Here is a 26,027-nt window from a genome sequence, read left to right as displayed (position 1 = left end):
GAGCGCGAGGATGGGTTTGTGATCAGGGCGCGCCACGGGTCGCCACGACCCCATACATACAAAAAGACGCGCCAGCGAGCAGCTAGGCGCGTCCTTTGTCAAGAAACAGCAGCGGATACACAGGAATGCGGAGGCTTATGCAGCTTCCATTTGCTGTGCGTTGCGGCGTTCGCTTTCTTCGCGTGACAGAGCCACGGAGGTGCGAATACCTTTGGACACAAATTCCATCAGACCGGAGACAACCCGTTCGTTGGGGTCAATACCGGCACAGGACAAAACTTCGCGGCCATCCCGAGAGCGCGCCCAACGGGCGATCTGTTCGGGGCCATTGCCGTATTTCTTGTCATCGGCGATAGCGTCATCAAGAGCGGCAAGCACAACAGCCGCGAACAGTTTACGCGAACGTTGACCTTGCTCATAATTAAACGCGGTGCCGTCAACAAAATCAGCCATGATATGTCCTTGTATTATTGGTCTTGAGGTGCAGACGTAGGGGGCGGTATGACAGGTCCGTACCGATTCGGATACACTTCAAATGCATAGCAGCCATGCGTTTACGGAATGTTTAGCGAGGCATAACCGCTACATCGCGCGGCTTGCACCACGCTAGTTGTCAATATATAGGGTGCGCCAAAGTTCCTTCAACCTTTGGTAAGGTTTCTCCCATGCCCAAAATTAACGGTAACGAAATTCGCCCCGGAAACGTCCTTGAACATGATGGCGGTCTTTGGTCCGCCGTAAAGGTCGATCACGTCAAGCCGGGTAAGGGCGGCGCATTCGCTCAGGTTGAGCTAAAGAACCTGCGTGACGGTCGCAAACTCAACGAACGTTTCCGCTCTGCCGACAAAGTCGAGCGCGTGCGTCTGGAGCAAAAAGATCAACAATTTCTGTTCGAAACGGACGGAATGCTGACCTTTATGGATACCGAAACATTCGAGCAGGTCGAGCTTTCCGCCGACCTCTTGGGCGATCGTCGTCCGTTCTTGCAAGACGGCATGACCGTCAAAATCGAGTACTACGACGAGGAGGCGCTCAACGTCTCTGTGCCGCAAAAAGTCACCTGTCAGATCGTCGAGACCGAGCCAGTGGTAAAGGGTCAAACCGCCGCCAATTCGTTCAAGCCCGCGATCCTCGACAATGGCGTCAAAGTCATGGTGCCGCCCTTTGTCGGCCAAGACGAGATGATCATCGTAAACACCGAGACGATGGAATACGCCGAGCGCGCGTAACGCCACGTCATCACAGTTTTGTGACGGGCCGCTCCGACATCGGAGCGGCCTTTTTCGTAAAATAATGCGGTTTAGAGCGTGACGCGTGCGCCCTCGGCACTCATCGGCCCCGTTGCGCGGTCAAAGCGCAGGTAGGCAATCGCGCGCCCGCCAGATTGGGTAAACAGCACACCCGCCTCTTTGCCGCTTTCGGTCAAAATCGGCGTGCCAACGGGGGCGGAGCCCTCAATTGCCACAGATGCCAGACCTTTGCGCAACTCGGTTTTATGTTTCATGCGTGCCGTGACCTCTTGGCCGACATAACAGCCCTTTTTGAAATCCACACCGTGCAGCCGCTCAAACCCCGCCTCGAGGATATAGGTGTCGGGCGTCAATTCTATTCCGGCCTCGGGAATGCAATGCGCCACACGAATGGCGTCCCAATCGACGGCCTCGCTGTCGCGCCCGTCATAGGCCCGCCACCCAAGGGCGCTGTGGCGCGGGTCGGCAACGGCTCCGTCCGGCACCGCGCCCAATCCGCGCGATACGGTCCGTTCTGTTAGGGCAAGCGTCACATCGGAGCGCAGTTTGTACATGGTCAGTCGTTTGAGCAAAGCGTCGGCGTCAGGTGTGGCCACATCGAGCAACACCGTGTCTGCCTCACGCACAAGAAAGAAGTCGACCATGAACTTTCCTTGCGGCGTTAAAATCGCGGCATAAACCGCACCGCGTTCCAGACCGCCGATGTCGTTGGTGATCAGGCCTTGCAAGAATTTGTGGGTGTCGGAGCCGCTAAGGGCGATGATGCTACGCTCGGTCATGTGTTCGCTCTCCTATATGACGTCATATAGGGCGTTGAGAGACCAAGGTGAAGGACACGATGTGATTGTTCAACGGGACACCGCTTTTCAGCTGTATTCGGGGTGTGAAGCCGCTAGGGTTTTCGCAAATCTCACAACCGAACCGAGACCCATGCGCGCGCCAATTTCTGTGATAATCCCGACCCTGAACGCGGCACCGCATTTGGCGGAGACATTGGCGCGGATCATGGAGGGCGTGGACGCGGGCCTAGTGCGCGAATTGATCGTCTCGGATGGCGGGTCAACGGACGACATTGTCCGGCTGGCCGACATAATCGGCGCGCAGTTGGTTGTGGGGGATGCGGGGCGTGGCGCACAATTGGCGCGCGGGGCCGAGGCGGCCCAAGGCGCGTGGTTGTTGTTCGTGCATGCCGATACATGGCTACCTGAGGGGTGGAGTGCGGCCGCTCTGTCCCACTTGACGCACCCCGATCAGGCCTTGGTGTTTTCCCTGTCGTTTCGCGGTGGGGGAGGATGGGCACGGATGACGTCCCTATGGGCAAACCTGCGCACGCGGGCGTTTGGCCTGCCTTATGGGGACCAATCCTTACTCATATCGCGCGCCTTGTACGACACCGTTGGGGGCTTTGCACATATCGCGTTGATGGAGGATGTGGACATGGCCCGCCGCTTGGGACGCGCGCGGATCGTGCTTAGTCAGAGCGCCGTCCAAACAGACCCATCACGCTACCAAACGCGCGGCTGGCTGCGCCAAGGAAGCCGGAATCTTTGGCGTCTTGTGCAGTATCTTGCGGGCGCTGATCCGGCACGGCTATCTCGATCTTACGATCGGTGAGTGTCATCCCGTCAGAGTATTGCAGGCGGTATAGATCCGCATATAGACCGCCACGCGCCAATAATTCGTCATGCGTGCCCTGATCAACCACCATGCCGCGATCCATCACCACGATGCTATCGGCGTTGCGAATGGTCGACAGACGGTGCGCAATCACAAGCGTGGTCCGGCTTTTGGACAGATCTTCGAGCGCCTCTTGCACAATCTTTTCGGACTGCGCATCGAGCGCGGATGTGGCTTCGTCCAACAGCAAAATAGGACGGTCACGCAAGACCGCTCGCGCAATGGCAACCCGTTGGCGTTGCCCGCCTGACAAGGCCGATCCGCGTGTGCCCGCATTGGTATCAACCCCCGCCTCAAGGTTGCCAAGGAAGGCATCGACATGGGCGGCCTTGAGGGCTGTTTGCAAGTCGGCATCACTCGCATCAGCGCCCATCATCACGTTCTCGCGAATGCTTTCGTCGAACAACAATGCGTCTTGGGAAACGACCGAAAACAACCCGCGCAACTCTTTCAGGTCGAGTTGATTGGTCGGCGTCCCCCCGATGGTGATGGAGCCGCTTTGCGGATCTGCCAGTCGGGCCAACAGATGGAAAATCGTGGACTTGCCAGCACCGGACGCGCCGACAAGCGCCGTTGTCTGACCTGCTTTCGCGACAAAGGATGTGCCACGCAACACCGGTGCGTCTGTGTATGAAAACGCGACCGCCTCTAGGACAACGTCGGCGTCACGCGCTGGGATATCCAACTGCTTTGGCACGGGCGGCGATACAATGCTGGGGCGTTCGTTGAACACGCTGTGAACGCGGACCATGGAGGCCATGGCGATCTGCCACTGTGCCGAGACATTTCCCAACCGGCGCGCCGGATCGATCAACATCCCGACAGCCGTGAAAAACGCCATGAATTCCCCGACCGTCTTTTCACCGGAAATGATTTCGAGACCGCCAAAATAAAGCACGGATGCAAACCCGACACCGGCCACAAAGTCGATGAGAGACGGGATCGCGGATTGACCGCGCGCGGACCGGATTTCCTCGCGGGTATAGCCGTTGATCGCCTTGTTGAACCGATCGGTTTCGCGTTGTTCTGTGCCGGCAAGTTTGATCGAGGTGGTGCCGTGGTAAACTTCGTCCAAACGGTTCGAGACGAAACTGGACGCCTCACGGGCTGCGGATGAATTGCGGCGCACACGCCGTTGCAACGTTCGAATCGGAAACGCGATAAAGGGCACGGCGACCAGTGCCAAAAGCGTCCATTGCCAATCCATTGTGGCCGCGACGATCAACAAAGACGTCAGACCAATCACATCGCGCACGAGGCTGCGCATGATGGTGCCCCATTGATCGGACGCCGATTGGCAATCGCCGCGCGTGCGCTCTAATAGAACGCCGGGTGGGTAATTGTGAAAAAACGCGCCGTCCAATGTCAAAACATGCGCCAAGAGATCGCCTTGCAGGTGGGCCGCCGATCTGACCCGCACCATCGTCATTAAGACACGGTTTGCGTAACCTGATAGGGCGCGAATGGCGAATACGCCCAAAATCGCCAGCGCGGTCCACGCAATGCGACTTGTATCCGCTGCCACCAGAACGTCATCAAACATCGGCTTGATCAAATAGCTGATCAGGCCAAGCATCGCGCCTTCGACAACCATGAAAAAGAATGCCGCACCAAGTTTTTTGGATTGCGGCCGCAGGTACGTGCCGAAAAACCAGCGCAACAAGTCGCCGGGTTGCGGGTTTGGCGTATTGGCATCTGCGCTCATGAAAACTCCGTCACGGATTTGAGGCACAAAAGTAGCACCTGTGTTGAACGGGTTTACCGCCTCGTGCGCCCCGCTTCAAGCGGTGCAGGTCTGCGCCTGCGCGTCCGTGTCGCGTGGGGTGTGGAATTGACGTGTCGTTTCGGGAGGGGTACGCACGTCAGGTGTGATTTTTATCGTGTCACACGACAGTGTTTTCGACACCCCATCAAAAAGGTCACTGCCCCATGTCGCTTGCCAATGGTCGTCACTATCTCGCTATTCCCGGTCCTTCGGTCATTCCCGATCCCGTTCTTCAGGCCATGCACCGTCCCGCACCAAATATTTATACGGGCGAGTTGGTCGATATCACGCATGGCCTCGTGCCGGACCTGAAAACAATTGCGGGCACCTCGGGCCACATGGCGATGTATATTTCCAACGGGCATGGCCTGTGGGAGGCGTCTTTGACCAATATGGTGTCGCGCGGCGATAAGGTTCTGGTCTGTCTAACGGGCAATTTTGGTGTGGGTTGGGCGGATGTGGCCACGCGTTTGGGCCTTGAGGTCGAGACCCTTGATTTTGGCAAACATGCGCCCGTTGATCCGGCACAGCTTGAGGCCGCGTTGCGCGCCGATACCACCCACACGATCAAGGCGGTTATGACCGTGCATGTCGATACTGCGACCTCTGTGCGCAACGACATTGCCGCCATGCGCAAGGCCATAGACGCCGCGGGTCATCCGGCCGTATTCGCGGTGGATTGTATCGCCTCGCTTGGCTGTGATCGCTTTGAGATGGACGCATGGGGCGTCGATGTCATGATTGCCGCCAGTCAAAAAGGTCTGATGACGCCTCCGGGCATGGGGTTTGTCTGGTTCTCGGACAAGGCATTTTCAGAGGGCAAAGCCGCCAATCTGCGCACCCCCTATTGGGATTGGACCACGCGCGCCGAGCCGTTTCACCTCTATGAATATTTCGATGGCACACCGCCCACCCACCATATTTACGGCCTGCGCCAAGCGGTTGATATGATCCTTGATGAGGGGCTTGAAAACGTTTGGGCGCGTCATGCCACCCTTGCGGGAGCCTATTGGGCGGCGATTGATCAATGGGGATCGGATGGCGCATTGCGGTTCAACATCACCGATCCTGCGCATCGCTCGCACGCGGTCACGACACTCAATTTAGGCAATGGCGATGGGACACGCCTGCGCGACTGGTTGACCGAGAACCTCGGTATTACATTGGGCATTTCATTGGGGTTCGGCGCAATTGGATCGGATGAATCCCACGGCTATTTCCGGATCGGCCACATGGGCCACATCAATGCGCATATGGTCCTTGGCATCGTTGGCGCGATCGAGACTTCGTTCACCGCACTCGATATTCCACACGGTATAGGCGGGTCTGTTGCCGCCTCGTCCTTCTTGTCACAAATCGGCACTCAGGCCCGTGTCGCACCGTCCGAAAACACTGGCGGTTGCTGCGGTTAGGCGATGTCGCCGAGCGCCAATGGTAGGCGCTCGGCAAACACATCAATCTCGTGGGGCAAGCCGACTGACACGCGAATACAGCGATCAAGGGGGACAATCGCGGGCATGCGGACAAACACACCGCGCTTGGCCAATGCCGCCAAAAGTGCGCGGGCATAATCGCCACCGCTCCCACAGTCCATCGTGATAAAATTCGTAGCCGAGGGCAGGGGCGTCAATCCGTTGTCTTGTGCGATTTGTACAAGTTGCGCGCGACCCGCCGCGATTCTTTGCACGGTCTGCATCAAATAATCCGCATCGCCAAGAGCCGCCACAGCCCCCGCAAGCGCCACACGGTTGACGCCAAAATGATTGCGCACCTTGTCAAAGCTACGCGTGATGCTCGGGTGTGAAATGCCATAGGCAACGCGCGCGCCCGCCATTCCGTAAGCTTTTGAAAATGTACGAAAACGGATCACGCGTTTGTCGCTTGGGTCTAACGGTGGCCGCGTGTCTGCCGCCGCAAATTCGGTGTAAGCTTCGTCGAGGACCAATAGGCACCCGTCAGGCACGGCCTCGATCATATCTTGCACGGTTTGCGCGGTATGCACCGATCCCATCGGATTGTTCGGATTGGACAGGTAGACCAGTTTTGCGCCCACCTCGCGCGCCTTGGCAATTAAGGCCTCGGGGTCTTCGAAATCGTCTTTGTAGGGAACCGTGTGCAGCACTCCGCCAAACCCCGCAACATGGTAGTTGAAGGTGGGGTATGACCCTGCGGAGGTCACAACCGCATCGCCCGATGCCACATAGAGCCGCACCAAATTTCCGAGCAAACCGTCGATGCCCTCGCCCAAGGTAAAGCACGCGCTATCCACCGCGTAATGTGCGCTCAGCGCGTCAATGAGTGGCGCGTTGTCAGGAATGCCGTATTTCCAAATCGCACCCAGTTCAGCCTGCATGGCCGCCACCGCCGCAGGTGAGGAACCAAACGACAATTCATTGGCCCCAAGGCGCGCGTCAAATGGGGCGCCGCGTGCACTCTCCATCGCCTCGGGGGCAACAAATGGCACGGTGGCGGCTAGGGTTTGGGCGAGCGCCGTTTGGCGCGGATCGGGTGTAAGAAATGTCATGACAACTGGATGACGGGTTTGCGCGTCCGCTGCAAGTCCACGTGGGCCGCACCATTGAAAAAGCCCCGCCCGTGAGGGCGAGGCGTCATATCAGGTGGCACAGGCGCGCAGGCGCTTAGCCGATTTCGGCCAAACGGGCGAGTGCCGCTTTGATCTTGCCCTCTTCCTCTTCGCGGGCCGCAAGGTTTTCGGTGGCTTCGGCCACAACCTCATCGGGTGCGGAGGCCACGAATTTTGGGTTGTTCAAACGCCCGCGCAATCCCCCTAGCTCTTTGGTCAATTTACCCAGAACCTTCTCCAGACGGGCTTTTTCCTCAGCGATATCAATCACACCGGCCAAGGGCAGCGCAAACGTGCCGCCCGCCACGGAAATGGTGATCGACCCTTTGGGCATTGCACCCTCGGTGAGCGTGTCGATACGCGCCAGTTTCAGGATGAGCGCCTCGTTGTTGGCCCATGCGGTTTTCCCCGCAGCGTCCAACTCCACCTGAACCATCGGGATTTTCAAACCCGCAGGCACGTGCACTTCGGCGCGGCTGGAACGGATGCTCTCGATGAGATCAATCACCCAATTCATTTCGCGGTCGGCCTCGGCGTCCACCAATTCCGCGCCATAAGTTGGCCAATCGGACACGGCCAACATGTCGCGACCGGATTTGATGTTGGACCACAGTTCCTCGGTGATGAACGGCATGATCGGGTGCAACATGGTCAGTGCTTGGTCTAGAACCCACCCCATCGTTTGACGGGTTTCCGCCAGTGTTGCGTCGTCACCGTCATAGAACAACGGCTTGGCCAGTTCGACGTACCAGTCACAGAATTTGCCCCACACAAAGGCATAGAGCGCGTTTGCGGCATCGTTGAACCGGTAGTCGTCGAACGCCTGATCCACTGTGGCGCGGACCTTGGCGGTTTCGCCGATGATCCATTTGTTCACCGTGGCGGTGGGCGCGGGCATCACGGCGGGATCGTAATTGTCGAACACCTCGTTCATCTCGGCAAACCGCGCCGCATTCCAGATCTTGGTGGTGAAGTTGCGATAGCCCTTGATCCGGTCCTCGGACAGTTTGAGCACACCGCCAATCGACGCCATAGACGCATTGGTAAAGCGCAGCGCATCCGCCCCGTATTCGTCAATGATCTCAAGTGGATCAATGACGTTGCCCGTGGTTTTGGACATTTTCTTGCCCTTTTCGTCGCGCACGAGTTGGTGCAGGTAGACGGTGTGGAACGGAACCTCGTCCACCACGGCCAATTGCATCATCATCATCCGCGCAACCCAGAAGAACAGGATATCCTGACCCGTTACGAGCACATCCGTGGAGAAGTATTTCGACGTGCTTTCATCCCACTCGGGCCACCCGAGCGTGCCAATCGGCCAAAGGCCCGACGAGAACCACGTGTCCAAAACATCGGGGTCGCGCCAGACGGGGTAGACCAATTTGGTCGGATCTTGACTGACGTTATAGGCGGCGAGGGCCTCGGCAAAGGTTTCAACCGCCTCTTGGCGGCTGGCCACCTCGACGATGCGGCAATGGTTGAGCGGGGTGGGGATGTCGGCAATCTCGCCCATAAAGGCGTCTTGGACCCCTGCGAAATCGGTGGCGCAGTGATGCACGGCACCGACATGCAACATGCCGCCCGCAGTCAACAGGCGGAACAGTTCCACCTCGTCCAACGCGCCATCGCCCTCGTCGTCCTTGAAATCGGGCGCGGACAGATCGAGACCATACCAAACCGGAATCTGATGCCCCCACCACAATTGACGCGAGATGCACCATGGCTCGATGTTTTCAAGCCAGTGAAAATACACCTTTTCGCCACTCTCGGGCATGATCTTGGTGCGCCCATCCCGCACAGCGTCAAGTGCGGGACCGACGATTTTCTCGGCGTCCACATACCACTGGTCGGTCAGCATCGGCTCGATCACAACCTTTGAGCGGTCGCCAAACGGCTGCATGATCGGCTTGTCCTCAACGTATGGGACAACCTCGGACACCTCGGTTTCGGTGCCCTCATCGTCTTTGACGGTGCGTGTGACGGTGGTCATCACGGCCAGACCTTCGGCATTGATCTGATCGACCACCGCTTTGCGGGCCTCAAAACGGTCCATGCCACGTAGCGCATCGGGGACGAGGTTGATGGTGTCGACCTCGTTCTCGGTGAAGGGCTTGCCCCCCGCGATCTCGGCGGCCAACAGCGCGCTGTCGGCGTGTGACAACCCGTCCTCACGCAGCGCGCCGCGCGTGTCCATGAGACGGTACAGCGGCAGGTTGGCGCGTTTGGCCACTTGGTAGTCGTTGAAATCATGCGCACCGGTGATTTTCACCGCACCAGAGCCAAAGGCCATGTCAGGGTATTCGTCGGTGATAATCGGGATCAGGCGGCGGTGCTCTTTTGGCCCCACCGGAATTTCGCACAGCGTACCGACAATCGACGCATAACGTGCGTCATCGGGATGCACGGCGACCGCACCATCCCCCAGCATCGTCTCGGGCCGCGTGGTGGCGATTGCGATATAGTCGCGCTCCTCGGACAGCACCACATTGCCGTCTTCGTCTTTCTCGACATAGGTATAGGTGGCACCACCGGCGAGCGGATATTTGAAATGCCACATGTGACCGGGGGTCTCAATGTTCTCCACTTCGAGATCGGAGATCGCCGTCTCGAAATGCGGGTCCCAGTTCACAAGGCGCTTGCCGCGATAGATCAGACCCTTGGCGTGCATGTCCACGAACACCTTGATCACGGCATCGTGGAAATTGCCCTCTTCGCCTGCGGGAGCGTTCGGCGCGCCCGACATGGTAAAGGCGTTGCGGCTCCAGTCACATGATGAGCCGAGGCGTTTGAGTTGGTTGATAATGGTCGCGCCGTACTGGCCTTTCCACTCCCAAACCTTCTCTAAAAATTCGGGGCGCGTGAAATCCGTGCGCTTTTGACCCGACTTGGCCAATTCTTTTTCGACCATCAACTGGGTCGCGATCCCTGCGTGATCCTGACCAGGTTGCCACAGCGTGTCAAAGCCGCGCATGCGGTGCCAACGCACCAGAATATCCTGAATTGTGTTGTTAAATGCGTGACCTACGTGCAACGCGCCCGTCACGTTGGGCGGCGGGATCATGACGGTAAACGTCTCCTCGCGGCTCGCATGTGCGCCCGCCTTAAAGGCGCCTGCGGCCTCCCAAGCGTCATAAATCCGCTGTTCGGCTTCATTTGCGTCAAAAGTCTTTTCCATCGCCATCGTTCTTACCGCCTGCACGTCATTCATTGATCCCGCGTTGTTTACCGTGCGTGGACCTTGAGGGAAAGGGCGAAACCTGCACGCATTGTGGGCGCAGCTGCGCTAAATCGCCATCAAAAACGGGCGGGCACGATCAGAGCGGCGTTAGATGGAACGGTCAAATTTCGTTGAGAGGTGAATCAGGCTTTCAATGTCATGAACACTGCTAATCGCGCTGATCTGTTCGAGTGTGGTGTCGATCTCTTCGGTGGATTCGCACGCAAGCTCGGCAATTAAATCAACGCGCCCCGTGGCGGTCGCCACCATGACAACCTCGGGAATCGCCTTGAGTTTCACAACCACGGACGCGGTTGTGCGGGCCTCGCATTCAATGAGGACGGTGGCGCGCACACGGCGCGCCAAAATCACATCGCCAAGCTTGATCGTGTAGCCCGCGATTGTACCGTTCGTCTCCATTTTCTCCAATCGGGCTTGGACGGTAGAGCGCGCCACTTTGAACCGGCGCGCCAGTCGCGACACAGAGGTGGAGCTGTCAACGGCGAGTGCCGAGAGAATCTTTTGGTCGAGATCGTCCATTGATGTGGTCCTTTGGTGTGCAGGTTTTGCCTATGATTTGAGCGGCTCACATGGGCTGACGTAATGTCATCTATCAATTTAACCACACAAACATACAAACTGTCCACCATTCCGCACGTTTCAACTCTTTTGATCGTCAAATTTAGCACGCATATAGCGATCACTGTTTCAGGACCAACGGACGGTCGCACGGCATCTCAAACGGTGCTCACGCGGTCCCGCACCAGGCCTGGTTGAGGCGTAGACCCCACTGCTCAAAACGAGCAACGGGGAGCGCTTAAGGATAATCGCGTAAGCGCAATCCCAACCGGTTCTCCCGGGTAAGAGAGTGGCTGCGCCTTGTTGGTGAAGGATACGCTGATGGGGCTCTCTAACAATATCTGGGCATCGCCCGCTGACTACCTGCGCAACCATGCTCCCGAGCATCCGGTTCTGTTTTTCTCGCCCGAAATCCTTCAGGCCAACGCGCATCGTTTCTTGTCCGGCTTTCCGGGTTTTGTGACCTACGCGGTCAAGGCAAACCCAGATGAGGCTGTGCTCCAGAACCTCGTAAACGCAGGTATCTGCGGTTTTGACGTGGCCTCGCCCGTTGAAATCGACACGATTGCGCGCCTCGCGCCCCATGCCGCAATGCACTACAACAACCCTGTGCGTTCGCGCTCCGAGATCAAACACGCCGTAAAAGCAGGTGTGAAATCCTATTCCGTCGATAGCCGCTCCGAGTTGGAAAAACTTGGCGAGTTGGTGCCGTCCGAGGGCGTGGAAATTGCTGTGCGCTTCAAGCTGCCCGTCGATGGCGCGGCCTATAACTTTGGCGCGAAATTCGGCGCAACTGTTGATTTGGCCCGTGATCTTGTCATGCGTGCTCAGGCTCTTGGCTTTACCGTGTCGCTCACCTTCCATCCGGGCACACAGTGCACCGACCCTGCGGCATGGGCGTCCTACATCCACGCCGCTGCGGGCATTGGACGCGACACAGGCGTGCGCATCAATCGCTTGAACGTGGGCGGCGGGTTCCCCTCGCACCGTCTCAACGATGTGATCCCACAGCTGGACGCAACCTTTGCGCTGATCGACCGCGTGACCGACGAGGCCTTTGGCGCGGATCGTCCTGCACTCGTGTGCGAGCCGGGCCGTGCGCTTGTGGCTGAAAGCTATGCGCTTGCCACGCGTGTGCGCGCCATTCGCGACGATGCACATGTGTTCATTAATGATGGCATCTACGGCGCATTGTCCGAGCTGCACCTCGTTGGCGTCATCGACCGTATCGACGCATTCGGCCCCGAGGCGCAGCTGCGCACCGGCGATCCCGTCTTGCGCACCGTGTTCGGCCCGACCTGTGACAGCACCGACAAACTACCGTCCGAAATCGGCTTTCCATGCGATATGCAAGAAGAGGATCACGTGATCTTCTACGGTGTCGGGGCCTACTCTGTGGCGACCGCAACACGTTTTAACGGGTTTGGAAACCTCACCGTTGAGATCGTGCAAAGCCAGACCTGCGCCCTGCGCGCACTTGCGGCTTAACTTCGCGGTACAAACTGCACACGCGTCCTGCGCATCTGCGCCCTTTACATGTCTCGCCCCGCCGCTACTCTTACGTAGCAGCGGGGTTTTTCATGTCTCGCCCCAACGAAGGATTGCGCCATGGATAAGTTCGGAAAAAGCCAACCCGTGAAACGCCGCGAAGACACGCGTTTTTTGACCGGACGTGGACGCTACGTCGATGATATCGCCCCTGAGGGGTCAGCCGTTGCTTATATTCTGCGCTCGCCCGTGGCCCACGCCGAGATCACCGAACTAGATGTGTCGGATGCCCGTGACGCCGAGGGCGTGTTGGCGGTTTTGACATTTGACGATCTGGCACAGATTGGCCTGCATCCCTATCAAAAGGGCGAGGTGATCACCAATGCCGATGGCACACCTGCCGCCGATCCCAAGCGCCCCATTCTGGCCGAGGGGCGCGTGCGCTACGTGGGCGAGCCGATTGCCTGTGTGATTGCTGAGACGCTGGCACAGGCCAAAGATGCCGCCGAGCTAATCGCGTTCGATTTTGATGATTTACCTGTGCATGTCGGTCTTGAGACGGGCGGGCCACAGATCCACGATGAGGCCCCCGAAAATATCGCCTATGACTACGAAAAGGGCGATGGGGCGTCCGTGGCCGCCGTTATGGCCACCGCCGCCCACCGCGTCACCGTACCCGTGATGGACAACCGTGTTCTGATCGTACCGATGGAGCCGCGCGGGGCCTTTGCCGAATGGGGCGACGATGGCCGCGTTCACCTGTGTTTTGGCGGACAAGGCGTGTGGGGGATGAAGGACGATTTGGCCGATAACCTCGGTATTGACCGCGAACGTGTGCGCATCACCAACCCCGATGTGGGCGGCGGATTTGGCCTCAAAGGCATGCCGTTCCCCGAGTACTTTATGATTGCCGCCGCCTCCAAACACATCGCGCGTCCCGTGCGGTGGATGTCCGAGCGCACCGAGGGCATGTTGTCGGATCACGCGGGCCGCGATCTGATTTCGACCTGTGAATTGGGCTTTGACGCCGATCACAAACTCATTGCCTACAGTGTCGATACGATTTCCAACCTTGGGGCCTATAATTCGCACTACGGCCAGCCGATCCAGTCGGAGCTGTTCGAAAAGGTCTTGATGGGCACCTATGATTGCCAAGCGGCGTTTTTGCGCGTGCGCGGCATTTACACCAATACCTCGCTCGTGGATGCGTACCGTGGCGCGGGGCGTCCCGAGGCGATTTTTGCCCTTGAGCGCGCAATGGATCAAGCGGCGCGCGAGTTGGGTGTTGATCCTGTGACCCTGCGCCGCAAAAACTTCATCGCTGCCGATGCCTTTCCCTACCGCACCGCCACGGGCGAACTCTATGATGTGGGTGATTTCAACAAAGTGATGGACCGTGGATTGGCCGAGGCCGATTGGGACGGATTTGCCGCGCGCAAAGCGGCGTCCGAGGCGGCGGGCAAACTGCGCGGACGGGGGCTTTGTTACTACATCGAAAGCATCCTTGGCGATCCGGATGAATGGGCGCATGTCGAATTTCGCGACGATGGCGGTGTGAATCTTTATGTCGGAACCCAGTCAAACGGGCAGGGCCACGAGACGGTCTATGCCCAGTTTTTGGCCGATCAAACCGGCATTCCCGCAGCCTTGATTGACGTGATCCAAGGCGACAGTGACCGTATCCCATCGGGTGGCGGCACAGGCGGATCGCGCTCTGTGACCACGCAAAACAACGCCACGCTCAAAACCGTGGGCACCCTCGTGACCGACATGAGCGCCTTTCTCAAAGCCGAATTTGGCGGCGAGGTGACATTTGACGACGAACGGTTCCGCGTTGAGGGCACCAACGAGACGCCCACCATGCTAGAGGCTGCGGCTTTGGCGCGCGACAAAGGCCGTGATGATCTCTTGTCCGTGCGCGAACAGGCCGAAATCGAAGGGCGCTCCTACCCCAACGGGTGTCACATCGCAGAGGTGGAAATTGACCCCGAGACGGGCGAGACCAAGGTGGTGAAATACTCCGTGGTCGACGATTTTGGCAATCTGATCAACCCGATGTTGGCCGAGGGTCAGGTCCATGGCGGCGTGGCCCAAGGCATCGGACAGGCGCTCACCGAGATGTGCGTCTATGACGATGAGGGCCAACTCGTCACCGCGTCCTTCATGGATTACGCGATGCCCCGCGCCGACGATATGCCCTTTGTCAAATTTGTCTCCGAACCCGTGCCCTCGACCCATAACGTTATGGGGATGAAAGGCTGCGGTGAGGCGGGCACCGTGGGCGCGCTGGCCGCCGTGGCCAACGCCGTGGCGGATACGCTTTGGCCGCTTGGTGTGCGCCGCATCGACATGCCGTTCACACCGCAAAAGGTCTGGCGCGCGGTGAACGGCGCTAAAGAAAGCGAGCAATTTGCCGCACAGTAACGCGCTTCTTCAACGCTTTCGCCAGCTCTTTTCGATCCGTCCACGCATCCGTGTTTCGGGTGCGGCGCGTGCGCGTGGCCCTGTCACACACCTGATCATTCTCGATGGCACGATGTCCTCGCTTGAGGAGGGGTTCGAGACCAACGCGGGCTTAACGTATCGACTGGCCACGCAAACCGCCGATGACGCCAACATGATCGTGCGCTATGAGGCGGGCATCCAGATGAACACATGGCGCGATGCGCGTGACGTCATCGAGGGCCGTGGGATCAACAAGCAAATCAAACGTGTCTACGGCGCGCTTGCCTCGCGCTATCATCCCGGTGACCGGATCTATCTGATGGGCTATTCGCGCGGAGCCTACGCCGTGCGCTCGCTTGCGGGCTTCATCGACAAAGTCGGCCTGATCAAGGCCCAGCATGCCACCGAACAAAACATCACGGTCGCCTACCGACACTACCAAACGGGTCCAACGCTTGCCCCGTCACAGGCGTTTCGCGCTGCGTATTGTCACGACACGACACCAATAGAATTCTTGGGCGTGTGGGACACTGTTGCGGCCGTTGGTCTACAGTTTCCGGTGATCTGGCGGTTTAGCTCGGTGTTTCACGCTTTTCACGACCTCTATCCGCCGCGCAGTGCAAAGTTCGTCTATCATGCCCTATCTGCGCACGAGAGCCGTGGTGCCTATGCCCCTGTGATGTTCGAGACAAATCCGGACATGCCCGATCAACACCTCCAACAGATGTGGTTTCGCGGCTCGCACGGCGATGTCGGCGGGCAGTTGAGCGGCTATGTCCCCGCCCGCAAATTGTCGAATACCACGCTTGTGTGGATGCTTGATAAGGCGGAGATGGCGGGACTTGTCCTGCCAAAAGGCTGGCGGTCACGCTATCTGGCCGACCCATATGCGCCCTCAGTCGGTTCGCGGCGCGGATGGGGAAAATTCTTCCTCATGCGCCGCAAACGGACCATCGGCACCGACCCATCGGAACTGCGCCACCCGTCCTTGGACGCGTGACCCCTACGCCCCCGCAACGCCCAAGTTAGCGCAGATCGCTTTGGACAGGTGTGGACGGTTGAGCGTGTAAAAGTGCAAATCCTCGACGCCCTCGTTGATGAGGCTTTGGCACAATTGGGTGCACAGCTCGATGGACAGTTTGCGCGCGTCATCGGTGGCCTCGAACGCCTCGGCGTAATGCGCGGGTAGGGGGGTGCCGCAGGAGGCCGCGAATTTTTGCACGCCCTTCCAGCTTGTGATGGGCAATATGCCAGGAATGATTTTGCCCGTGATCCCCGCATCTGCACAACGGTCGCGAAAGCGAAAGAACGTTTCGGGGGCAAAGAAAAACTGGGTAATGGCCGAATCTGCGCCCGCTTCGAATTTCTTTTTGAGCCAAGTGATGTCTGCGTTCTCGTCGCTGGCATCGGGGTGCGGATCTGGGTAGGCGCCAACGCGGATTTTGAAATTGCCCGTCTCTTTGAGGGCCGCGATCAGTTCGACCGAATTGGCAAAGCCGTCTTTGGCTGGCGTGAATTTGCCCGCATCTTTTGGCGGATCGCCGCGCAGGGCCACGATTTCATTGACACCCACCGCCTTGTAACTCTCGGCAATCGCAAGGGTTTCGGCGCGTGTCGCGTTCACACAGGTCAGGTGCGCGGCCACGTTCCATCCGTACTTGCGGTGCAAAAGCGCCACCGCGTCATGGGTCAATTCGCGGGTCGTGCCGCCCGCGCCGTAGGTCACAGACACAAATCCGGGGTTCATGCCCTCAAGCGCCTGCACGGTCTCAAAAAGGCTAAAGCATGCTTCGATGTTCTTAGGAGGAAAGAACTCGAACGAGATATTTGGTGCGGCGGTCATGGGGGCTGTCCTTGTCTATGTCGGTGGCCCTTGTGTCACAGGCGTCCATGTGAGACAAATTCATAATTTTCAAGTTTAACATGAATGGCGCTCAACTCGATGCATCTCGAATTTCGACATCTGCGGACCATAAAGGCGATCCATGAGGCGGGGGGATTGGCGCGTGCGGCCGATCGGCTCAACATCACGCAATCGGCCCTGTCGCATCAGGTCAAAGGCCTTGAGGATCAGGCGGGCTTGGAACTGTTCGTGCGCCGCTCCAAGCCGCTCAAACTGTCGGCTGCGGGGATGAAATTACTGGCCTTGGCCGAGGATGTCTTGCCCCGTATCGAGGCGTTGGAGGCGGAGTTCGCCAATATCGAGGATGGCACCGCAGGGCGGTTGCACATCGCGATTGAGTGTCACGCCTGTTTCGACTGGTTGATGCCCGTTCTGGATCAGTTTCGCAAAGTATGGCCCGAGATCGACGTCGACATCCGCATGCGCCTTGCCTTTGGAGCTTTGCCCGCGCTGATGAAAGAGGAGGTCGATCTGGTCATCTCCTCCGACCCTGACCCGATTGATGGCGCAACCTTTGTCCCGCTGTTCGATTACGCGCCGATGTGTGTGATGTCCGCGAAAAACCCGCTCGCGGCCAAAGCGTTCGTCGAGGCCGAGGACTTTCGGGATCAAACACTGTTCACCTACCCGATGGACCGTGCGCGCCTTGATGTGTTCAAAGAGCTGTTGACCCCCGCAGGGGTGGAGCCATCGCATGTGCGTCAGGTCGAGTTGACGGATGTGATTTTGATGCTTGTGGCGTCAAACCGTGGCGTGGCCGTTATGCCCGACTGGGTGATGCGCGATATTCGTGACCATCCCGACTACGCCGTGCGCCCGCTGACGGCCACGGGCCGCACCCGCCGCTTGTATGCCGCCGTGCGTGACGATGACGCGACAAAGCCGTATATGGCGAACCTGATCCGCATCGCAAAAACCGAAGCTGTGAAACTTCAACGCGGCGGCGGGGGTGGATATCGACGGTGATCGTAACGTCGTCACACGGGAAATACACCAAACAAGGGCGCTAGCCCTTGGCAGATAGAACATAGAGGCGTATACGCGCCCCTCAAAACACATTCCGGAGCCCAAGACATGCAAGGCAGCGCAAACCTCAACGTGATGATCAAGGCCGCTCGGATCGCGGGCCGTTCGTTGATCAAAGACTTCCGTGAGGTCGAGAACCTTCAGGTGTCGACCAAGGGTGCGGGTGACTTCGTAACCAAAGCCGACGAAAGCGCCGAAGAGATCATTCGCGAGATGCTCATGGAAGCGCGCCCGACCTATGGCTATGTGGGCGAAGAGACCGAAGAGATCGAAGGAAAAGACCCGACACGCCGTTGGATCGTTGACCCGCTCGACGGCACCACCAACTTTTTGCACGGCTTGCCGCATTGGGCCGTGTCCATCGCCCTTGAGCACCGTGGGGAAATCGTCTCCGCCGTTGTGTTCGACGCGGCAAAGGGCGAATTGTTCTGGGCCGAAAAGGGCGCAGGCGCATGGATGAATGACCAACGTATCCGCGTCTCCGGTCGTCAAAAGCTCATCGAATCGATCTTTGCAACGGGTCTACCGTTTGCCGGTCGCTCCGATTTGCCTGCAACCCTCAAAGACCTCGCACGCGTGCTGCCCGCTACCGCCGGTGTGCGCCGCTACGGCGCGGCCTCGCTTGATCTCGCATACGTGGCGGCTGGTCGCTACGATGGGTTTTGGGAACGCCGCCTGAAAATCTGGGACATGGCTGCGGGCATCTTGCTTGTGAAAGAGGCCGGTGGTCTGGTTGAGGCGATCGACCCCGCTGGTGATGTGCTTTTGGATTGCGAAGTTTTGTGCTCCAACGAGCCACTTTTTGACAAGTTCGCCAAAATGGTGCGCAACCAATAAACGACCGTTACAGACAGTACAAAAAACGGCCTCCACTGCGGGGCCGTTTTTTTGTGGGCGTTCTCCAAAATACCTAACACCCGCCTAAATTCAGACACGTTTACCATAGAATTTGGCAGAAATAATTGGAGGCACGCGCCATGATCAACCGTCTCAAGAGAGCATTTCGTACCTACCGCCCTGCCGATGACGGGGCCGTCACCGTCGATTGGGTGGTCTTAACCTCCGCCGTGGTCGGATTGGGTGTTGTCGTGCTTCAAATTGTTTGGGGTGGCGCGAATATCTTTGCCACCAACGTCAATTCCGACATCGAAAACATCGATGTTGTGAACTACGAAGAGGGCAGCTAAACGCTGCTACTTCGCACGCTTTATCACTTTGATCGACGCACCACGGGCACGCGCGAGGTTTGAAACCTGTAACGGGCCTCGGAGTGCGGTGGGTGCCCGTGCGTGCGCGCCCAATAGGCCGTCCCGCCCAAGCGCCGCCATTCTGGCGCTGCCAACAAAAGCCCTGCGACAAAGCCACCAACATGGGCGAGATAGGCCACGCCACTGTTCGCTGCGCCAAATCCCCCGAAAATTTGCAGTCCAAACCAAACGCCAAGCATGATCCACGCGGGCAGTGGGATGACTTTGAAAAAGATCACAAAGATAAATAAAACGTCGACCTTTGCCTTTGGAAACAAAAGCAAATAGCCGCCCATGACGCCAGCAATCGCGCCGGATGCGCCCACCATTGGCACCCATTCCATCGGGGCGGCGATATATTGGGCAAGCGCTGCGGCAATCCCGCACAAGAGATAGAACCCCAGATATTTCAGATGCCCCATCTCATCTTCGAGGTTGTCCCCGAAAATCCACAAAAATAGCATGTTGCCCGCGATGTGCATAAAGCCGCCGTGCATGAACATCGATGTGATAAGGGTATAAAACCCGTCTCCCGATGAAATGCGCGCGGGCACCATCGCCCAGTCCATGTAAATCCGCGAAATCGCGGCATCATTGCTATAGCTCGGCCACATCGCCAAAAACACGGCAATGTTGAGCGCCATCAATGTGTAAGTGACAAGCGCGGGGCGGCGGGACGGGTTATGATCGCGGATTGGAAACATGATGTGAGTAGGTGGTCTTTGTGCGCGCGGGGTCAAGTGCCGAACGACCCTTTACACCGCCGATTTGGTGGCTATGGTCGCGCCACGCTTTGGCCTCGCCAAAGTGCCGCTGACGTGCCCGCGTGGTGGAATGGTAGACACATGAGACTTAAAATCTCCCGGCTGTATGGCCGTGCCGGTTCGAGTCCGGCCGCGGGCACCACGCACTTTTCCAATTGGATAAAGTGAACACAACGCGCACCCGCAGCGGCCCTTATTGGGCGATTTGACTGGCCATGATGGCAATCGCCTTTTGATAGACCCCCGCCGCGTTCCAGTCCTGAATGACGCTGAAATTGGGTTGGCCCTCAAGGTATCCCTGTCCCGTTTTCCAGCCCTTTTGGGCAAGGAAATTGGCCGTGGATGCAAGCCCATCAGATAGGTTGGTAAGATCGACAACGCCGTTGCCATCGCCGTCGATACCGTAGGTTTCGATATTCCCCGTTAGAAACTGGGTGTGGCCGACTTCGCCGTGCATTGCCCCTTTGGTGGATGATGATAGCGCGCCTTTGTCCACCAATCTCAAGGCGGCCATAGCGTGTCCAGAAAAGAAATCGGACCGGCGGCAATCGTAGGCGAGGGTACTGATCGCGGAGAGCACGTTGGCGCTGCCCATGTTCGAGCCAAATGCTGTTTCCATGCCGTGGATTGCCACGATGACTTCGGCGTCGACGCCAAACCGCTTTTCGAGGTTGCCGTAGTATGACGGGTTTTTGGCGATACGGGCGCGACCCATTTTAACGATCGTGGGCGCGCCGCGCACCTGCATGAATTTTTCGAGCGTGTATTTGAAGCTCTTTTGATTGCGGTCGGCGGCAATGGTTTTGGTGGCGTAGGAGGTGGCCGCCAGTGCGGCGAGGCCTTTGGCCCCCACGCCTGCGTTTGCGGCTTCGGCTGCGAACTGCGCCTTCCATGTCTCAAATCCGCTCGACGTGTTGCCACAGGTGGCAGCGAGGGACGGGGTGGCGGTCAAAAGGGCGACTGACAGGGCGAGGATGCGGCGCATGGGCGGGCTCCAGTAATGGTTAATGAACACAGGTGTGGGGACGCTAGCACGCAGATCAGGCGCGCGAAAGGGTGCCCTGCGTGCGACACAGTTGCCCGACGAAAAGCCGACGAAAGTCCGACGAAACGCCGACAGCCGTTTTTGGTGTGTGCCACAGGGCTAAACTTGTCCAAATCGAACAAAAAGGGCGCCCCACGCGGGACGCCCTCATGTTTGAAATTTGAGGTCGATCAGCTGCGGATACCGGCGAATTTTTCCTGCCAGTCTTCGCGCTGCTCGTCGGTGATTTTGCCGAACAGATTGTCAGGCACGGCAAAGGTGTGTCCGGCGGGAAGCTGTGCAAATGCGGTCGCTTTATCCTCTGGCCAAACCGCGTCTCCCGTCCCCATTGCGGTGGCCAGTTTGCCCGCCGCGTCAGGGATAAACGGCGCGGAGAGGCCCGCGTAAAGCGGGATCAGGTTGAGCGCGAACCGGATTTGCATCGCGGCTGTTTCAGGGTCTTCTTTGAACACCGCCCATGGCGATGCATCTTGGAGATACTCGTTGCCGAGCGTCCAGATGGCGCGTAGCTCTCCGGCGGCTTTGCGCACGTCGATGGCGTCCATATGTCCTTGGTATACTTCGATTTTTTCTGAAATCGCAGCCATCAAATCGGTTTCGCGCGCGCCGTATGCGCCGCCCTCTGGCACGGCTTCGCCAAACTTGGAGCGACAGAATTTGGTCACGCGAGACACGAAGTTGCCAAGCACGTCTGCGAGGTCTTTGTTCACGGAAACTTGGAAGTTTTCCCATGTGAATTCGCTGTCCGAACTTTCGGGAGCGTGGCTCAATAGCCACCACCGCCAGTAGTCGGACGGCAGGAGAGACAAAGCCTGATCCATGAACACACCGCGCCCGCGCGAGGTGGAAAACTGACCGCCATCATAGTTCAGGTAGTTGAACGATTTGATGTAATCGACCATCTTCCACGGCTCGCCCGACCCAAGCATGGTGACGGGGAAAGACAGGGTGTGAAACGGTACGTTGTCCTTGCCCATAAACTGGACATAGCGCACATCATCTGCCCCCTTGTCGGTGCGCCACCAGCGCTCCCAATCCGCATCGCTAAGTCCTTGTTTTTCCGCCCATTCCGCGCCACATGCGATGTATTCAATCGGGGCGTCAAACCAGACGTAGAACACCTTGCCTTCCATGCCTGTCCATGGCTGATCGCCCTTTTGAACGGGCACCCCCCATTTGAGATCGCGGGTGATGCCGCGGTCTTGTAGGCCGTCCCCATCGTTGAGCCATTTCTTTGCAATCGAGGTGGTCAGGATCGGCCAATCGGCCTTGCTGCTGATCCAGTCGTTGAGCGCATCACGCATGTTGGATTGGCGCAGATACAGGTGTTTGGTCTTGCGTTCCTCAAGGTCGGTGGCCCCCGAAATGGTCGAGTAGGGGTTGATCAAATCAGTTGGATCAAGCTGCTTGGTGCAGTTGTCACATTGGTCGCCCCGCGCACTTTCAAAGCCGCAACTGGGACAGGTGCCCTCAATGTAGCGATCGGGCAAAAAACGCCCGTCAGTGGCGGAATACACTTGGGTTTCTTCAACTTCTTCGATCAACCCTTGCTCAAACAGACGCTTGGCAAAGTGTTGGGTCAGCACGCGGTTTTGATCGGATGAGGACCGCCCGAAGTGATCGAACGACAGGCGGAACCCCTTGGCCAATTCGGCCTGAACCTCGTGCATTTCGGCACAGTATTCAGCGACATCTTTGCCGGCTTTTTGCGCTGCGATTTCGGCAGGGGTGCCGTGCTCGTCGGTCGCGCAAAGGAACAAAACCTCGTCGCCCCGCGCACGGCGGTAGCGGGCGTAAAGATCGGCGGGCAATTGCGAGCCGATGAGGTTGCCGAGGTGCTTGATCCCGTTGATATAGGGAAGCGCGGAAGTGATGAGCGTGCGTGCCATGTGCGTGCGGGTCCGTCCGTTAAATTCTCTTGGGCTGTGTCTACCGCGCCGCGCGCAAAAGGGCCAGAGGGGACGCGCCGTCCTTTGTTGCTGTTTGGGGTCTGGGCGGGCAGGTCGACGCCCTTTGTCGAATTTGCACAGCCAAAGGTGGCGCAAAGCCGGCCTTGCCCCTTTGAACATAGCGCCGCGCGTTATAAGTTAGCGACAACCCTCCGCAATGCGGGGGATGCAAACGCACAAAGACGGATAGGACATACCACCATGAAAATGCGCAAAATTGGCAAAAGTGATTTGAACGTCTCCGAGATTTGTCTCGGAACGATGACATGGGGGTCGCAAGACAGCCTTGAGAATGCTCACGCCCAGATCGCCCATGCCAAAGAACAGGGGATCAATTTCATGGATACTGCCGAGATGTATCCCGTGAACCCTGTGCGCGCCGAAACTGTAGGCGACACCGAGGAGATTATCGGCAAGTATTTCGCGGCCACCGGCGATCGTGCCGATTGGGTTCTGGCCACCAAAATTGCGGGGCCATCGGGGTTTATTTCTCAGGAGGGCATCACGCCTGCAACGCTTGAGGCGCGGCTCGATCTGTCGCTCAAGCGTTTGCAGAGCGAGTATGTCGATCTGTATCAACTCCACTGGCCCAACCGTGGCTCGTATCATTTCCGTCAGCATTGGACATTTGACCCAAGTGCGCAGCCCGCCAAAGAGGAGATCCTCGACAACATGCGTGCGGTGAGTGAGAAAATGGCCGAACTGCAAAAGGCGGGCAAAGTGCGCGAATTTGGAACGTCCAATGAATCTGTCTGGGGCATGACCCAGTGGCAGCGCGTGGCCGAAGAGACCGGTGGGCCGCGTATGCAGTCGATCCAGAATGAATACTCGTTGATGTGTCGCCTCTACGATACCGATATGGCGGAATTTGCGGTGCATGAGGGCGTGACCTTGCTGGCCTATTCTGTGCTTGCTTGCGGCATGCTGTCGGGCAAATACCACGGCGGCACAACCATTGATCCTGACTCGCGTTTGGCTGTCGGGGGCGGGCTTGGCGGTCGCGTGACACCACAAGCGTGGCCTGCCGTTGAGGCCTACATGGAGATTGCGAAAAATCACGGACTTGATCCTGTTGCCATGTCCATCGCGTGGTCGCTGACGCGGCCGTTTGATGTGATGCCGATTATTGGCGGCCGCTCGGTCGAGCAATTGCAGCATTCGATTGATGGCGGAACTTTGGTGTTGTCCAAAGAGGTTTTGGCCGAGATTGACGCGGCGCACCGCGCACACGGGAAACCGTTCTAATGCGCCTCGCTTCTCTCATCTCGGGCCTTGTTTTTGCGGTCTGTCTTGCGGCATGTGCGCCAAGTGATGAGGGGAGCGATGTGATCTTGGGGCCGGGGGCTGCGGCGTCCGACCCCTCAAATGCGGCCACGCAACAAGTGGCGTGCGAGCGGCGCGGTGGTGAGTGGCGCACAGTCGGGTTGGGCGGGTTGATGACCTGTTTCACCACGCCCAAAGATGCGGGCAAATACTGTACCAAATCCACCGAGTGTTCGACGGAATGTCTGGCACGCTCGCGTAGTTGCGCGCCGATACAGCCCCTCTATGGCTGCAACGACCTCTTAGACGCGCAGGGGCGCACGGTGACACAATGCGTGGATTGATCGCCGTGATTGGCCTTGTGGTGTTGAGCGGATGTCTGGGGCGCACGCAGATGCCAGACGCCACGGGGCCGCGTGATGCGGACGTGCCGATGTCGTCTATGGCGGCGTTTGATCCGCTTGAGTTCGCGGGACGCTGGAACGAAGTGATGACCTATTTGCCCGCAGGGGCGTCTTGTGTCGTCGGAGGGATGACCTTTACGCCGCAACGCGGGGGCGACATGACCTTGACCGAGGGGCCATGTGCGGACGGAACCCCACGGCGGGGTTTGGCCAAACGCGTAGGGCCGGGACGGTTTGAATTTATGGGTGAGACGCTTTGGGTGCTTTGGATCGACCAAGAGGTGCAAACGGCGGTGATCGCTACGCCGACAGGGCGCGCACATATCCTCTCGCGGTCATTGAGTATTCCCGCCGACAAACGTCAGGCGGCCAAAGAGATTTTAACGTGGAACGGGTTTGACGTGTCAACCTTGGCGCCGGCACGGCGCAACTAACCAGACAACGACATACAATACGGGAGGAGAGATCATGCGGATTTTGTTTACGGGCGGATCAGGCAAAGCGGGGCGTCATGTGGTGCCGTATCTTTTGAGCAAAGGGCACCGCGTTGTGAATGCGGATCTTGTCCCGCTTGAGTATGATGGGGTCGACAATCTGACGGTCGATGTCACGGACAGTGGCCAGATGTTCAACGCGCTCACATCCTATGCCAACTTTGACGAACTTGAGCCGGGCACCGGCGTGCCAAAATTTGATGCCGTGGTGCATTTTGCCGCCGTGCCACGTATTTTGCTCAAACCCGATAACGAGACCTACCGTGTCAACACGATGAGCACCTATAACGTGCTTGAGGCGGCGGTGAAGCTTGGGATCAAGAAGGTGATTTTTGCCTCGTCAGAGACAACGTATGGCGTGTGTTTTGCAGACGGCGAACGCAAGCCCGAGTATGTCCCCGTCGACGAGGAACACCCCGTGATCCCCGAAGACAGCTACGCCATGTCCAAGGTCGTCAATGAGGTCACAGCGCGCAGTTTTCAACGCCGCAGCGGTATCGACATCTACGGCATTCGGATCAACAACGTGATCGAACCGCATGAGTATGCGCAAAACTTCCCAAGCTATTTTGCCGATCCAGACCTGCGCCGCCGCAATATCTTTGCTTATATCGATGCGCGTGATCTGGGGCAGATGGTGGATCTGATGTTGCACACGGACGGATTGGGGTTCGAGATTTTCAACGCGTCCAACGACAATCATTCGGTCAATCTATCAACCAAAGAGATCATCGCGCGATATTATCAGGGCGTCGAGGTCAAGGGCGACATGGGGCACGAGGAAACGGTTTATTCCAACGCTAAAGCTAAGAAATTGTTGGGCTTTGCGCCGGTACACAACTGGCGCGATGTGCTTGAGGGATAGGCGCAAGAGACCCCGATCACGTTTGGTGATCGGGGTCGCCAAACTTTTTGACTAGTCGGTCA

At 58.1% G+C, this 26,027-nt stretch carries 22 protein-coding genes, 1 tRNA gene and 1 pseudogene; 14 read left to right on the top strand and 10 right to left on the bottom strand.

From position 1 onward, the window contains the following. Nucleotides 1-135: 135 nt before the first annotated feature. Nucleotides 136-453, bottom strand: coding sequence for a DUF6280 family protein (locus IMCC12053_RS12525; RefSeq protein WP_062219544.1), 318 nt, complete (start codon nt 451-453; stop codon nt 136-138). Between the two features lie 212 nt (nt 454-665). Between IMCC12053_RS12525 and efp the strand changes: the two genes are divergently transcribed. Further along, nucleotides 666-1,229 carry an elongation factor P gene (gene efp / locus IMCC12053_RS12520; RefSeq protein ID WP_062219543.1) on the top strand — a complete coding sequence of 188 codons (564 nt, stop codon included), beginning with the start codon at nt 666-668 and terminating at the stop codon, nt 1,227-1,229. A 71-nt stretch (nt 1,230-1,300) separates the two neighbouring features. Here efp and ygfZ read toward each other — a convergent pair whose 3' ends face one another. Further along, a complete protein-coding gene (ygfZ, locus tag IMCC12053_RS12515) occupies nt 1,301-2,029 on the bottom strand; it encodes a CAF17-like 4Fe-4S cluster assembly/insertion protein YgfZ (protein WP_062219542.1) in 729 nt (242 codons plus the stop codon). On the opposite strand from ygfZ, the pseudogene IMCC12053_RS16085 reads away from it, so the two are divergent. Beyond that, nucleotides 1,953-2,795, top strand: a pseudogene (locus IMCC12053_RS16085) (TIGR04283 family arsenosugar biosynthesis glycosyltransferase); the annotation flags it as partial. The gene ygfZ and the pseudogene IMCC12053_RS16085 sit on opposite strands and share 77 nt — an antisense overlap. Here the strand turns inward: IMCC12053_RS16085 and IMCC12053_RS12505 are convergent. Beyond that, nucleotides 2,722-4,632 carry an ABC transporter ATP-binding protein gene (locus tag IMCC12053_RS12505; protein WP_062219540.1) on the bottom strand — a complete coding sequence of 637 codons (1,911 nt, stop codon included), beginning with the start codon at nt 4,630-4,632 and terminating at the stop codon, nt 2,722-2,724. The pseudogene IMCC12053_RS16085 and the gene IMCC12053_RS12505 sit on opposite strands and share 74 nt — an antisense overlap. Before the next feature lie 224 nt (nt 4,633-4,856). Between IMCC12053_RS12505 and IMCC12053_RS12500 the strand changes: the two genes are divergently transcribed. Then, on the top strand, nt 4,857-6,104 hold the full coding sequence (locus IMCC12053_RS12500; RefSeq protein ID WP_062219538.1) for a pyridoxal-phosphate-dependent aminotransferase family protein: 1,248 nt from the start codon (nt 4,857-4,859) through the stop codon (nt 6,102-6,104). On the opposite strand, the gene IMCC12053_RS12495 is transcribed toward IMCC12053_RS12500, so the two are convergent. The 3 genes from IMCC12053_RS12495 to IMCC12053_RS12485 all read right to left on the bottom strand — a co-directional run bounded on the left by IMCC12053_RS12495 (nt 6,101) and on the right by IMCC12053_RS12485 (nt 11,033). Continuing rightward, nucleotides 6,101-7,216 carry a pyridoxal phosphate-dependent aminotransferase gene (locus IMCC12053_RS12495; RefSeq protein ID WP_062219536.1) on the bottom strand — a complete coding sequence of 372 codons (1,116 nt, stop codon included), beginning with the start codon at nt 7,214-7,216 and terminating at the stop codon, nt 6,101-6,103. The two genes, IMCC12053_RS12500 and IMCC12053_RS12495, sit on opposite strands and share 4 nt — an antisense overlap. A gap of 115 nt (nt 7,217-7,331) precedes the next feature. Continuing rightward, nucleotides 7,332-10,457 carry a valine--tRNA ligase gene (locus IMCC12053_RS12490; protein WP_062219534.1) on the bottom strand — a complete coding sequence of 1,042 codons (3,126 nt, stop codon included), beginning with the start codon at nt 10,455-10,457 and terminating at the stop codon, nt 7,332-7,334. A gap of 144 nt (nt 10,458-10,601) precedes the next feature. Continuing rightward, nucleotides 10,602-11,033 carry an Lrp/AsnC family transcriptional regulator gene (locus IMCC12053_RS12485; protein WP_062219532.1) on the bottom strand — a complete coding sequence of 144 codons (432 nt, stop codon included), beginning with the start codon at nt 11,031-11,033 and terminating at the stop codon, nt 10,602-10,604. Between the two features lie 360 nt (nt 11,034-11,393). On the opposite strand from IMCC12053_RS12485, the gene IMCC12053_RS12480 reads away from it, so the two are divergent. From IMCC12053_RS12480 to IMCC12053_RS12470, 3 genes are all read left to right on the top strand, one after another. Further along, nucleotides 11,394-12,560: a type III PLP-dependent enzyme gene (locus IMCC12053_RS12480; protein ID WP_062219530.1), complete on the top strand. Its 1,167-nt coding sequence runs from the start codon at nt 11,394-11,396 to the stop codon at nt 12,558-12,560. 120 nt (nt 12,561-12,680) lie between these two features. Further along, nucleotides 12,681-14,984 carry a xanthine dehydrogenase family protein molybdopterin-binding subunit gene (locus IMCC12053_RS12475; RefSeq protein WP_062219528.1) on the top strand — a complete coding sequence of 768 codons (2,304 nt, stop codon included), beginning with the start codon at nt 12,681-12,683 and terminating at the stop codon, nt 14,982-14,984. Continuing rightward, the gene (locus IMCC12053_RS12470) at nt 14,971-16,005 is read left to right on the top strand and encodes a DUF2235 domain-containing protein (protein ID WP_062219526.1); all 1,035 of its coding nucleotides are present in this window, start codon (nt 14,971-14,973) and stop codon (nt 16,003-16,005) included. Before IMCC12053_RS12475 ends, IMCC12053_RS12470 begins: the two co-directional genes overlap by 14 nt. A gap of 3 nt (nt 16,006-16,008) precedes the next feature. Here IMCC12053_RS12470 and metF read toward each other — a convergent pair whose 3' ends face one another. Continuing rightward, nucleotides 16,009-16,848, bottom strand: coding sequence for a methylenetetrahydrofolate reductase [NAD(P)H] (gene metF / locus IMCC12053_RS12465; RefSeq protein WP_062219524.1), 840 nt, complete (start codon nt 16,846-16,848; stop codon nt 16,009-16,011). Between the two features lie 99 nt (nt 16,849-16,947). On the opposite strand from metF, the gene IMCC12053_RS12460 reads away from it, so the two are divergent. The 3 genes from IMCC12053_RS12460 (at nt 16,948) to IMCC12053_RS12450 (ending at nt 19,121) form a co-directional block, all read left to right on the top strand. Next, on the top strand, nt 16,948-17,874 hold the full coding sequence (locus IMCC12053_RS12460; protein WP_062221317.1) for a LysR family transcriptional regulator: 927 nt from the start codon (nt 16,948-16,950) through the stop codon (nt 17,872-17,874). Nucleotides 17,875-17,982: 108 nt separating this feature from the next. Continuing rightward, a complete protein-coding gene (locus IMCC12053_RS12455) occupies nt 17,983-18,771 on the top strand; it encodes an inositol monophosphatase family protein (protein WP_062219522.1) in 789 nt (262 codons plus the stop codon). A gap of 140 nt (nt 18,772-18,911) precedes the next feature. Beyond that, on the top strand, nt 18,912-19,121 hold the full coding sequence (locus tag IMCC12053_RS12450; RefSeq protein ID WP_062219520.1) for a hypothetical protein: 210 nt from the start codon (nt 18,912-18,914) through the stop codon (nt 19,119-19,121). Nucleotides 19,122-19,144: 23 nt separating this feature from the next. Here IMCC12053_RS12450 and IMCC12053_RS12445 read toward each other — a convergent pair whose 3' ends face one another. Continuing rightward, entirely contained in the window at nt 19,145-19,885 is a 741-nt protein-coding gene (locus tag IMCC12053_RS12445) for a rhomboid family intramembrane serine protease (RefSeq protein WP_062219519.1), read from the bottom strand. Nucleotides 19,886-20,001: 116 nt separating this feature from the next. On the opposite strand from IMCC12053_RS12445, the gene IMCC12053_RS12440 reads away from it, so the two are divergent. Then, nucleotides 20,002-20,087, top strand: a tRNA-Leu gene (locus IMCC12053_RS12440). 51 nt (nt 20,088-20,138) lie between these two features. On the opposite strand, the gene IMCC12053_RS12435 is transcribed toward IMCC12053_RS12440, so the two are convergent. Further along, the gene (locus IMCC12053_RS12435) at nt 20,139-20,930 is read right to left on the bottom strand and encodes a lytic murein transglycosylase (protein ID WP_062219516.1); all 792 of its coding nucleotides are present in this window, start codon (nt 20,928-20,930) and stop codon (nt 20,139-20,141) included. Nucleotides 20,931-21,160: 230 nt separating this feature from the next. Then, a complete protein-coding gene (gene metG, locus IMCC12053_RS12430; protein WP_062219514.1) occupies nt 21,161-22,879 on the bottom strand; it encodes a methionine--tRNA ligase in 1,719 nt (572 codons plus the stop codon). A gap of 261 nt (nt 22,880-23,140) precedes the next feature. On the opposite strand from metG, the gene IMCC12053_RS12425 reads away from it, so the two are divergent. From IMCC12053_RS12425 to IMCC12053_RS12410, 4 genes are read left to right on the top strand one after another with little or no spacing between them, the layout of a single operon-like run. Next, entirely contained in the window at nt 23,141-24,184 is a 1,044-nt protein-coding gene (locus tag IMCC12053_RS12425) for an aldo/keto reductase (RefSeq protein ID WP_062219511.1), read from the top strand. Continuing rightward, a complete protein-coding gene (locus IMCC12053_RS12420) occupies nt 24,184-24,546 on the top strand; it encodes a hypothetical protein (RefSeq protein WP_062219509.1) in 363 nt (120 codons plus the stop codon). Before IMCC12053_RS12425 ends, IMCC12053_RS12420 begins: the two co-directional genes overlap by 1 nt. Further along, on the top strand, nt 24,534-25,040 hold the full coding sequence (locus IMCC12053_RS12415; protein ID WP_062219507.1) for a lipocalin family protein: 507 nt from the start codon (nt 24,534-24,536) through the stop codon (nt 25,038-25,040). The genes IMCC12053_RS12420 and IMCC12053_RS12415 overlap by 13 nt, the downstream gene beginning before the upstream one ends. A 34-nt stretch (nt 25,041-25,074) precedes the next feature. Beyond that, complete coding sequence (locus IMCC12053_RS12410; protein WP_062219505.1) at nt 25,075-25,965, top strand: NAD-dependent epimerase/dehydratase family protein; 891 nt, start codon at nt 25,075-25,077, stop codon at nt 25,963-25,965. Nucleotides 25,966-26,027: the final 62 nt, after the last annotated feature.

Source organism: Celeribacter marinus, assembly GCF_001308265.1.
GTDB lineage: Bacteria > Pseudomonadota > Alphaproteobacteria > Rhodobacterales > Rhodobacteraceae > Celeribacter > Celeribacter marinus.
Note: the sequence above shows the minus strand (reverse complement) of the source record. Positions and strands in the feature narration are given on the sequence as shown.

Excerpts from the sequence above, each read along its gene's own strand:
- IMCC12053_RS12445 (WP_062219519.1), bottom strand. The coding sequence starts at position 19,885 with ATGTTTCCAATCCGCGATCATAACCCGTCCCGCCGCCCCGCGCTTGTC.
- IMCC12053_RS12485 (WP_062219532.1), bottom strand. The coding sequence starts at position 11,033 with ATGGACGATCTCGACCAAAAGATTCTCTCGGCACTCGCCGTTGACAGC.
- IMCC12053_RS12450 (WP_062219520.1), top strand. The coding sequence starts at position 18,912 with ATGATCAACCGTCTCAAGAGAGCATTTCGTACCTACCGCCCTGCCGAT.
- ygfZ (WP_062219542.1), bottom strand. The coding sequence starts at position 2,029 with ATGACCGAGCGTAGCATCATCGCCCTTAGCGGCTCCGACACCCACAAA.
- IMCC12053_RS12525 (WP_062219544.1), bottom strand. The coding sequence starts at position 453 with ATGGCTGATTTTGTTGACGGCACCGCGTTTAATTATGAGCAAGGTCAA.
- IMCC12053_RS12415 (WP_062219507.1), top strand. The coding sequence starts at position 24,534 with ATGCGTGGATTGATCGCCGTGATTGGCCTTGTGGTGTTGAGCGGATGT.
- IMCC12053_RS12500 (WP_062219538.1), top strand. The coding sequence starts at position 4,857 with ATGTCGCTTGCCAATGGTCGTCACTATCTCGCTATTCCCGGTCCTTCG.
- IMCC12053_RS12480 (WP_062219530.1), top strand. The coding sequence starts at position 11,394 with ATGGGGCTCTCTAACAATATCTGGGCATCGCCCGCTGACTACCTGCGC.
- IMCC12053_RS12505 (WP_062219540.1), bottom strand. The coding sequence starts at position 4,632 with ATGAGCGCAGATGCCAATACGCCAAACCCGCAACCCGGCGACTTGTTG.
- IMCC12053_RS12435 (WP_062219516.1), bottom strand. The coding sequence starts at position 20,930 with ATGCGCCGCATCCTCGCCCTGTCAGTCGCCCTTTTGACCGCCACCCCG.
- efp (WP_062219543.1), top strand. The coding sequence starts at position 666 with ATGCCCAAAATTAACGGTAACGAAATTCGCCCCGGAAACGTCCTTGAA.
- metF (WP_062219524.1), bottom strand. The coding sequence starts at position 16,848 with ATGACCGCCGCACCAAATATCTCGTTCGAGTTCTTTCCTCCTAAGAAC.
- IMCC12053_RS12495 (WP_062219536.1), bottom strand. The coding sequence starts at position 7,216 with ATGACATTTCTTACACCCGATCCGCGCCAAACGGCGCTCGCCCAAACC.
- IMCC12053_RS12455 (WP_062219522.1), top strand. The coding sequence starts at position 17,983 with ATGCAAGGCAGCGCAAACCTCAACGTGATGATCAAGGCCGCTCGGATC.
- IMCC12053_RS12490 (WP_062219534.1), bottom strand. The coding sequence starts at position 10,457 with ATGGCGATGGAAAAGACTTTTGACGCAAATGAAGCCGAACAGCGGATT.
- IMCC12053_RS12410 (WP_062219505.1), top strand. The coding sequence starts at position 25,075 with ATGCGGATTTTGTTTACGGGCGGATCAGGCAAAGCGGGGCGTCATGTG.
- IMCC12053_RS12475 (WP_062219528.1), top strand. The coding sequence starts at position 12,681 with ATGGATAAGTTCGGAAAAAGCCAACCCGTGAAACGCCGCGAAGACACG.
- IMCC12053_RS12420 (WP_062219509.1), top strand. The coding sequence starts at position 24,184 with ATGCGCCTCGCTTCTCTCATCTCGGGCCTTGTTTTTGCGGTCTGTCTT.
- metG (WP_062219514.1), bottom strand. The coding sequence starts at position 22,879 with ATGGCACGCACGCTCATCACTTCCGCGCTTCCCTATATCAACGGGATC.
- IMCC12053_RS12460 (WP_062221317.1), top strand. The coding sequence starts at position 16,948 with ATGCATCTCGAATTTCGACATCTGCGGACCATAAAGGCGATCCATGAG.
- IMCC12053_RS12425 (WP_062219511.1), top strand. The coding sequence starts at position 23,141 with ATGAAAATGCGCAAAATTGGCAAAAGTGATTTGAACGTCTCCGAGATT.